This window comes from Kitasatospora sp. NPDC054939 (assembly GCF_053610105.1).
Map to the genome: position 1 here is coordinate 1 of NZ_JBSGXP010000230.1, position 8,543 is coordinate 8,543.

10 protein-coding genes are annotated in these 8,543 nt (G+C 74.6%); 4 read left to right on the top strand and 6 right to left on the bottom strand.

All coding sequences use genetic code 11. The annotated features are described in order from the left end of the window. From ACWGB8_RS36815 to ACWGB8_RS36830, 4 genes are all read right to left on the bottom strand, one after another. Positions 1-751, bottom strand: a 751-nt coding sequence (locus ACWGB8_RS36815) for a HAMP domain-containing protein (protein ID WP_452218017.1), incomplete at its 3' end; no start/stop codon positions are given. 167 nt (positions 752-918) lie between these two features. Then, on the bottom strand, positions 919-1,593 hold the full coding sequence (locus tag ACWGB8_RS36820) for an HAD family hydrolase (protein WP_452218018.1): 675 nt from the start codon (positions 1,591-1,593) through the stop codon (positions 919-921). A 99-nt stretch (positions 1,594-1,692) separates the two neighbouring features. Then, positions 1,693-2,052: an STAS domain-containing protein gene (locus tag ACWGB8_RS36825; RefSeq protein ID WP_452218019.1), complete on the bottom strand. Its 360-nt coding sequence runs from the start codon at positions 2,050-2,052 to the stop codon at positions 1,693-1,695. Between the two features lie 159 nt (positions 2,053-2,211). Beyond that, entirely contained in the window at positions 2,212-3,132 is a 921-nt protein-coding gene (locus ACWGB8_RS36830; RefSeq protein ID WP_452218020.1) for a SigB/SigF/SigG family RNA polymerase sigma factor, read from the bottom strand. A gap of 251 nt (positions 3,133-3,383) precedes the next feature. Between ACWGB8_RS36830 and ACWGB8_RS36835 the strand changes: the two genes are divergently transcribed. Beyond that, entirely contained in the window at positions 3,384-3,533 is a 150-nt protein-coding gene (locus ACWGB8_RS36835) for a hypothetical protein (protein ID WP_452218021.1), read from the top strand. Between the two features lie 142 nt (positions 3,534-3,675). Here the strand turns inward: ACWGB8_RS36835 and ACWGB8_RS36840 are convergent, their stop codons facing one another. Continuing rightward, on the bottom strand, positions 3,676-4,125 hold the full coding sequence (locus ACWGB8_RS36840; RefSeq protein ID WP_452218022.1) for an ATP-binding protein: 450 nt from the start codon (positions 4,123-4,125) through the stop codon (positions 3,676-3,678). Beyond that, complete coding sequence (locus tag ACWGB8_RS36845; RefSeq protein ID WP_452218023.1) at positions 4,122-4,535, bottom strand: STAS domain-containing protein; 414 nt, start codon at positions 4,533-4,535, stop codon at positions 4,122-4,124. The genes ACWGB8_RS36840 and ACWGB8_RS36845 overlap by 4 nt, the downstream gene beginning before the upstream one ends. Positions 4,536-4,745: 210 nt before the next feature. Here ACWGB8_RS36845 and ACWGB8_RS36850 point away from each other — a divergent pair, with 210 nt between their 5' ends. The 3 genes from ACWGB8_RS36850 (at position 4,746) to qcrB (ending at position 8,486) form a co-directional block, all read left to right on the top strand. Next, on the top strand, positions 4,746-5,327 hold the full coding sequence (locus ACWGB8_RS36850; RefSeq protein ID WP_452218024.1) for a DUF6328 family protein: 582 nt from the start codon (positions 4,746-4,748) through the stop codon (positions 5,325-5,327). Between the two features lie 148 nt (positions 5,328-5,475). After that, the gene (locus ACWGB8_RS36855; protein WP_452218025.1) at positions 5,476-6,585 is read left to right on the top strand and encodes a carboxylate-amine ligase; all 1,110 of its coding nucleotides are present in this window, start codon (positions 5,476-5,478) and stop codon (positions 6,583-6,585) included. A gap of 248 nt (positions 6,586-6,833) precedes the next feature. Next, positions 6,834-8,486 carry a cytochrome bc1 complex cytochrome b subunit gene (gene qcrB, locus ACWGB8_RS36860; RefSeq protein ID WP_452218026.1) on the top strand — a complete coding sequence of 551 codons (1,653 nt, stop codon included), beginning with the start codon at positions 6,834-6,836 and terminating at the stop codon, positions 8,484-8,486. The last annotated feature ends 57 nt before the right edge of the window (positions 8,487-8,543 follow it).

Below are 8,543 nucleotides of genomic sequence, written 5' to 3' on the forward strand. Positions count from 1 at the left end.
ACGAACTCAGCTGGTCGACCATCGTGTTGATCGTGGTCTTGAGCTCCAGGATCTCCCCGCGCGCATCCACCCGGATCTTCTGCGACAGGTCGCCGTCGGCGACCGCGGTGGCGACCTCGGCGATCGAGCGGACCTGGGCGGTCAGGTTGCCGGCCATGGAGTTCACCGAGTCGGTCAGGTCGCGCCAGGTGCCGGCCACGCCGGGTACCCGGGCCTGGCCGCCGAGCCGGCCCTCGGTGCCGACCTCGCGGGCCACCCGGGTGACCTCCCCGGCGAAGGCGGAGAGCTGGTCGACCATGGTGTTGACGGTGTTCTTGAGCTCCAGGATCTCGCCGCGGGCGTCGACCTCGATCTTCTGGGTGAGGTCGCCGCGGGCCACCGCGGTGGTGACCTGCGCGATGTTCCGGACCTGCCAGGTCAGGTTGCCGGCCATCGCGTTGACCGAGTCGGTGAGGTCCAGCCAGCTGCCCGAGACGTCCGGCACCTGCGCCTGCCCGCCGAGCCGGCCCTCCGTGCCGACCTCCCGGGCCACCCGGGTCACCTCGGAGGTGACCCGGCCCAGCTGGTCGGCCATGCCGTTGAAGACGGTCGCGATCTCGCCCAGGACGCCGGGCTGGTCGGACGCCAGCCGGCCCCGGAAGTCGCCGTCGCGCACCGCGATCAGCCCGGCGAGCAGCTGCCGCAGGGCCTGTTCGGCGGTGTCGCCGTTCGCGGGTTCCGTCAGCGGTTCCACCGGGACCTCGTCCACCATGCGTCCCACCGTCCGGGTCGGGGGTCCGGGAGCCGGGGCCGCCGACCACCCGGCGGCCTCCGCCCGGGGAACGGGCTCGCCGCTCCCAGAACCACTCTGCCACCGTCCGCCGCCGGGGGGACAGACCGGGACGATCCGCCGCCTGCGGCCGGGCCGGGGGCGGGGGCTCACGTCCGGGGTCGTTCCAGCAGACTTCCGTCCAGGGCCGCCAGCAGGGCGGCCGCGTCCGGGTGCACCTCGGCGGCACCGGCCCCGCGCAGTTCGGCGGCCGCGAAGCCGCCGCTCTCCACCCCCACGCACGGCACCCCGGCCCGCTTCGCCGCCAGCACGTCCCAGACCGTGTCGCCGACGAACACCGCGTGCTCGGCGGCGGCACCGGACCGCTCCAGGGCGGCGTGCACCAGATCGGGCGCCGGCTTGGTGGCCCGGACGTCGTCGGCGGTGGTGACCCCGTCGATCGCCTCGTCGGCGCCGAGCACCCGGCGCAGCACCTCCAGGTCGCGGCCCGAGGCGGAGCTGGCGAGCAGCACCGTCCAGCCGCGGGCGGCGCACTCCCGCACCAGGTCGGCCGCGCCGGGCAGGGCCCGGATCAGCGGCCAGTGGCGGGCGTAGAGGGCGTCGTGGGCGGCGGACACCGCCCCGTCCTCGCCCTTGTCGCGGTCCTCGCCGAGCAGGTGGTCGAGCAGCTGGTCGGCGCCCATCCCGATCGCCCGGTGGACCCGCGCGGCGGGCACCTCCCGGCCGTACTGGCGCAGCGCCTCGCCCCAGGCCTGGGCGTGCAGGTACGTGGTGTCGACCAGGGTGCCGTCCACGTCGAACAGTGCTGCCGAGGTCACGGCCATGGCCGTCCTCCTTCCGGTGCCCCCGCGGCGGCGGCTACCCGCCGGGCGGCGGCCCACGCCGGGCCCCCGCCCCGGGGTCGGCGGGCCGCCGCCCGGGGATCAGGGCGCGGTCTCCCGGATCCGGAAGGCGTCGGTGGCTCCGGTGAGCTCCAGCATCCGCAGCACCATGGCGCGCGGGGCGGCCAGCTCGACGCGACTGCCGTCGGCCTCGGCCCGGTTGCGGACGTGCAGCAGCACGTTGAGGCCGGTGGAGTCGCAGAACTCCAGGCCGCCGCAGTCGACCACGACCACCGTGCCGGGGGTGAGCAGGGCCGCGTCGAGCGCGTCGCGCAGGACGCCGACGGTGTCGATGTCGAGTTCGCCGTGCGGGCTCAGCACCGTGCCCCCGGCCCACGGCCGGGCCTCGACGGCGAGGGCGCCCGGCCCGGGGGTGACGGCGTTGCGCTCCCGGCGCTTCACGGCCCGCCACCCCCTCCCGCTCCCGGTGGTGCGCCGGAACGGGTCCTGCTGCGGTGGGTGTGGCTGGTCGCGGTCATGGTCGTCCTCATCCCGCACTGCAACGGCGGCGGCCCCCACCACGGCGGGTTGCCGGTGCGGGGGCCGGGAAACGCGGACGGCTCAGGTTTCGGGCGGTCCGTCCGTCCAACCGGGGGCGTCGCGGTCCTCCAGCTGCTCGCGCAGCCGGGTGAGGGTGGACGACAGCAGCCGGGAGACGTGCATCTGGGAGACGCCGATCCTCCCGGCGATCTCCGACTGGGTGCAGCCGCCCCAGAAGCGCAGCAGCAGCACGGTCTGCTCGCGCTCGGGCAGCCGCCCGAGGAGCGGACGGACGGCGGTGCGGAACTCCGCGAGCTCCAGGTTGGTGTCGCACTCGCCGAGCCGGTCGAGCAGGGCGCTGCCGCTCTCGTCGGTGTCCTGCTCGCGCAGCGAGTCCAGCGAATTGGGCCGGTAGACGCGGCCGGCGACCAGGCCCTCGGTGACCTGCTCGACGGTCAGCCCGAGGTCCTCGGCCAGTTCCTCTGGGCGCGGCAGCCGGCCGAGCTCCTGCTCCAGCCGGTCGGAGCCGCGGGTGACCAGCAGGTACAGCTCCTGCATGCTGCGCGGCACCCGTACGGGCCAGGAGGTGTCGCGGAAGAACCGCTTGATCTCCCCGGCGATGGTCGGGATCGCGTACGTGACGAACTCGACGCCGCGGCGCCGGTCGAACCCGTCCACGGCCTTGATCAGCCCGATCGTGCCGACCTGGAGGATGTCCTCCATGGCCTCCGAGCGGTGCCGGAAGCGGGCGGCGATGAACCGCACCAGCGGCATGTTCAGTTCGATGACGGTGCCGCGCACGTAGCTGTAGGCGTGGCTCTCGCGGGGCAGCGCGGCCAGCCGGTCGAACAGGGCGTCGCTCAGTTCGCGTGCCTCGGCCTTGCCCATGGTCCGCAGCCGCTCCTCGGTGGGGCGCGGGGGCAGGTCGGGCGGGAGGTCGGACGGCAGGCTCTGCGGGAAGTCGTCCAGGAGGGCAGCGGACGGACGGACGGGAGAGGACACGGTGTGCTCCTCGATGTGCGGGACTGACCCGGTCCCGGGGAAAGGCCTGCGCCCGACTGCTTCAGGCGGCGGCCCCGGAGGCACCTCTATGGGTGCGGGAGCGCGGGCAGGTGGGCCACGGCAGCTCCGACCTGTCTCCTACCCGGGTCGCACGGCGGCAACCCTGCGAGCGGGTCCGGCCGGGTTCGACCGCGGGAGCCCGGGTAGGCGCTGCGCGGTGCCGCCGGTCCGCGGCGGCCAGGAGGTGTGCCATGACCGTCCCCGCTCCCCCGGATCCCGACACGGTGCCGATCCCGCCGAAGGAGCCGCACCCGCTGCCCGGCCCCGACCGCCCCGATCCCGGGCCGCCGCTGCCGGACCCGGATCCCGCCCCGCCGCCGCAGCCCGAGCCGTCGGTGTGAACGCGGGTGCCCCGGCCGGACCGCCGTCCGCGTGCCGCCCCGCCCGGCCGGGGCCCGTCGCCGCCCCGCGGCCCTCGTGCGGCCGCCGGGGCGGCTCGTCCGGCCCTGCTGCCCGCTGCCCGTACGGCCCGCGGCGGCGGCCCTACCGCAGCGGCGTGGGGACCTCCAGCCAGACGGCCTTGCCGGTACCGGCCGGCTGCGCCCCCCAGCTGCGGGCCAGCCGGGACACCACCCGCAGGCCGTGGCCGCCCGGCCGGCCCGCCTCGCCGGGCCGGCGCAGCATCGGCACGACCGGGCTGGCGTCGAACACCTCGACCCGCAGCCGGTCCGGCGTGCGGATCAGCCGCAGCTCCAGCGGCCCGCCGGCGTGCAGGCAGGCGTTGGTCACCAGTTCGGAGACCATCAGCAGGACGTCCTCGACCACCAGCAGCCGCTCGGCGTCCCGCTCCCCGTCGACGGCCTCGCCGTCGACCGGCAGCCAGTGCCAGTCGCGCAGTGCCACCCGGCTGAAGTCGCGGCAGCGGCCGACCGCCCCGGTGGTGCCGGAGAGCACCAGGCTCCGGGTCTCGACGTCACCGCGGGCTACGGTCATGACGCCGTGCCCGGGGCGCTGCCGTCGGGGTGGGCGAGGCCCGCCTCCAGGTCTGGGTGGATGCGCAGCACGGTGTCCGCGCCGGTGATGTCGAACAGCCGGGCGACGGCGGGGCGCAGTCCGGCGACCTCCACCCGCACGCCGTCGGTCTCGGCCTTGAGCCGGGCCCGCAGCAGGATGTTCAGGCCGGTGGAGTCGCAGAAGCCGACCCCGCTGAAGTCGACCAGGATGCGGGTGCTGCCGGGTTCCGGGGGCTGCTGCAGGGCGGTGCGCAGCTCGGGTGCCGTGTCGTGGTCGATCTCCCCCACGGCCGCGACCACCCGGGTGCCGCCGGCCTGGCGCACCCGGACGGTGAGCCGCCCGGGGCCGATCGGGTCGTCCCCCGGTGGTTCTGCCGCTTCCCGCGCCATGCCCGGCTCCCGGTCCGCTCGGTCCCGTCCGGACGGCACCGTGCCGTCCGGACCATGATGCCGCGCGGAGCCGCGGCGTGCCCGGGCCGGCGCCGGTCCGGGGCGGGGCGCGGCGACGTCCGTACGTTCCATGGCCCGGCGTTTGCCCGCGCCCCGGCCGGTTACACGCGTCGCCACCATCGGGCCGATCCGGGTACGGAGGTGAGGCGGATGGTTCCCCGGCTCTCCGACAGGCCGGCCGCGGCCGAGCGCTTCGGGCGACAGGAGTCGCCCGAGGAGCGGGCGGACCGCCGCTGGGGCGACATGCTGCAGGAGGTCCGGGTCGCCCAGACCGGCTCGCAGATCCTCTTCGGCTTCCTGCTGAGCGTGGTGTTCATGCCGCGCTTCGAGCAGCTGACCGGCTTCGACCAGGGGCTGTACGTGGTGACGGTGGTGCTGGGCGCGCTGGCGACGGGGGCGCTGGTGGCGCCGGTGTCGTACCACCGGGTGCTGGCCGGGCACCAGCTGAAGCCGCAGCTGGTCGACGGCGCGGCCCGGCTGATCTCCTTCGGCCTGGTGCTGCTGGCGCTGACGGTCGGCGCGGCCCTGCTGCTCCTGCTGCGGGTGGCGACCGGCGGTTCGGCGGCGGCCTGGGTGATCACCGGGATCGTCCTGCTGTGGTTCGTGCTCTGGTGGCTGGTGCTGCCGTTGCGGCGGCTCGTCCGCCACAACGGGAACGGTGCCGGCGACGGGAGCGGTGACCCCCGAAACGACCCCGCCCCGCCCGACGGCGGGCGGCGGGTCCGCGGCTGACCGGCGGCCCGGGAGGTTTCGGCCCGGCCGCACCGGCAACACGTGCGCCATGACCCCACGTCCCGCTCCGTCCGACCGCCCGTCGACCGGGACGGTCGCCGACCCGGCGCCGCCTGGGCCGGAAGGCGGCCCGGCGAGCCGGCCGCGGGTGCCCGCCACCGTCCCCACCGTCGGGGTGGAGGAGGAGTTCCTGCTGGTCGACCCGCGGACCCGGGCGCCGGTGGCACGGGCGCCGCAGGTGATCGCGGACGCCGCCACGGTACTGGGCGACCGGGTGCAGGCCGAGTTCTTCCCGGTTCAGGTGGAGGTGTGCACCCGCCCGACCGGCACGCTGTCGGAGCTGCGCGCGGACCTCGCGGAGCTGCGCCGGGTGGTCGGCGAGGCGGCGGCCGAGGCGGGCTGCCTGCTGGTGGCCTCCGGCACCCCGGTGGTCTCCGACGGCGACCCGGGCGAGGTGACCGACACCGCCCGCTACCGGCGGATGGCGGCCCGGTACGCGACCGTGCTGGACGGCTACGACGGCGCGCTGTGCGGCTGCCACGTGCACCTGGGCACGGACGGGCGGGCGCAGGCGCTGGCGCTGGGCGGCCGGCTGCGGCCGTGGCTGCCGGTGGTGCAGGCGCTGGCGGTGAACTCGCCGTTCAGCAACGGGCGGGACAGCGGCTTCGCGAGCTGGCGGTCCGTCCAGTGGGCGCGCTGGCCCACCGTCGGCCCGGCGCCGGTGCTGGACGAGAAGGCGTACGAGGCGCTGGCGGACGCCCTGGTGGCGTCCGGGATCCTGATGGACCGTCGGATGATCTACTGGTACGCCCGGCCCTCCGAGCATGTGCCGACCCTGGAGGTCCGGATCGCCGACGTCAACGCGGACCTGGAGACGGTTGTCCTCCTTGCGGGTCTGCTCCGCGGGCTGGCGGCCGTACTGCTCGACGAGGCCGAGACGGGCGCGCCGGTGCCCGGGATCTCCTGCGGCCTGCTCGGTGCGGCGCACTGGCGGGCCGCCCGGCGCGGCCTGGCCGGGGCCGGGGTCGACCCGCGGACCGGGCGCTCCGCGCCGATGTCCGCGCTGGTGGACGAGCTGATGGAGCTGGCCGGACCGGGGCTGGAGGCGGCCGGGGACCTCGCCGCCGTCCGGCAGGGCCTGACCCGGCTGCGCTCGCTGGGCAGCGGCGCGGCCCGCCAGCGCCGGGTCTTCCGCCACCGGCTGCGGCCCGCGGACGTGGTGGACGAGCTCGCGGCGCTGACCCTCGCGGTGGACTGAGGCCCGCGCGGCACCGTCTCGACACGACCGCCGAAAGGGGCCGATGGACGTGCACGCGCGGCTCGCCGACGACAGCATGGCAGAGTAACCGGTCCATCACTGTGCGCCACGTGGTGCACGCGGCTGGACAACGGCCGCCGGAACCCCGTCGGCCCCGCATCGAGAGGTCCCATGATCACATCACTCTGCCGGCCGGCACCGTCGGCGGGCTCCGAGGACGGCAAGCAGCGGACGCCGGGACGACCGTCGTGAGCGCCCGGAGGACGTCGCAGCCCCGCGCCGCCGCGAGCACCCGGGCCGCGCCGGCGAACAAGGCCGAGGCCGCCGCGGACTGGACCGACGGCCGGCTGGGCATCTACGGGCTCGCCAAGAGCAACCTGCGCAAGATCTTCCCGGACCACTGGTCCTTCATGCTGGGCGAGATCTGCCTCTACACCTTCGTCATCATCATCCTGACGGGTGTGTGGCTGACCTTCTTCTTCAAGCCCAGCATGGCCGAGGTCACCTACGAGGGCTCGTACATCCCGCTGCAGGGCGTCCTGATGTCGGAGGCGTTCGCGTCGACGGTGAACATCAGCTTCGACATCCGCGGCGGCCTGCTGATCCGGCAGATCCACCACTGGGCGGCGATCGTCTTCGTCGCCGCGATGCTCGTGCACATGATGCGCGTCTTCTTCACCGGCGCGTTCCGCAAGCCGCGCGAGATCAACTGGTTGTTCGGCGCCGGGCTGCTGATCCTCGGCATGTTCGACGGCTTCATGGGCTACTCGCTGCCCGACGACCTGCTCTCCGGCACCGGCATCCGGTTCATGGAGGGCGCGGTGCTGGCGGTGCCGGTGGTCGGCACGTACCTGATGTTCTTCATCTTCGGCAGCGAGTTCCCGGGCTTCGACATCGTGCCCCGGCTGTTCACCGTGCACATCCTGCTGATCCCCGGCATCATGCTGGGCCTGCTGGTGGCGCACCTGATCCTGGTCTTTTACCACAAGCACACCCAGTTCGCGGGCCCCGGCCGGACCGAGCAGAACGTGGTCGGCATGCCGCTGATGCCGGTCTACATGGCCAAGGCCGGCGGCTTCTTCTTCCTGGTCTTCGGCGTGGTGTCCGTGATGTCGGCGATCGCCACCGTCAACCCGATCTGGATGTACGGCCCCTACCGGCCCGACCAGGTGTCCACGGACGCCCAGCCCGACTGGTACATGGGCTACTCCGAGGGCCTGATCCGCGTCATGCCGGGCTGGGAGATCGGCCTGTGGGGCCACACGCTCAACATGGGCGTCTTCGTGCCGCTGATGATCTTCCCGCTGGTGCTGGCGGCGATCTGGAGCTACCCGTTCCTGGAGGCCTGGATCACCGGCGACAAGCGCGAGCACCACATCGCCGACCGGCCCCGCAACGCCCCCGTCCGGACGGCCTTCGGCGCGGCCTGGGTCAGCGAGTACCTGATCCTGCTGGCCGGCGGCGGCAACGACCTGATCGCCACCCACTTCCACCTGTCGATCAACACCATCACCAACGCGGTGCGGATCGGCTTCTTCGTGCTGCCGGTGATCGTCTTCGTGATCACCAAGCGCTGGTGCCTGGGGCTGCAGCGCCGCGACCGGGAGAAGGTGCTGCACGGGCGCGAGAGCGGGGTCATCAAGCGCCTGCCGCACGGCGAGTTCATCGAGGTGCACACCGGCCTGTCGCAGGGCGACCGCTACAAGTTCACCGCGCACGAGCAGCCGCAGCCGGTCGTCCTGCCCGCCGAGGTGGACGAGAACGGGGTGGCCCGCAAGGCCGGACTGCTCGCCCGCACCCGCGCCCAGCTGTCGCGCGGCTTCTACGGCGAGGGCAGCCAGATCGCGAAGCCCACCGCCGAGGAGCACCACGAGGTCACCAGCGGGCACGGCCACCACTGACCCGACCGTCGACACCGGAACGCCCGGGGCCCGCCACGCAGCACCGCGCGGCGGGCC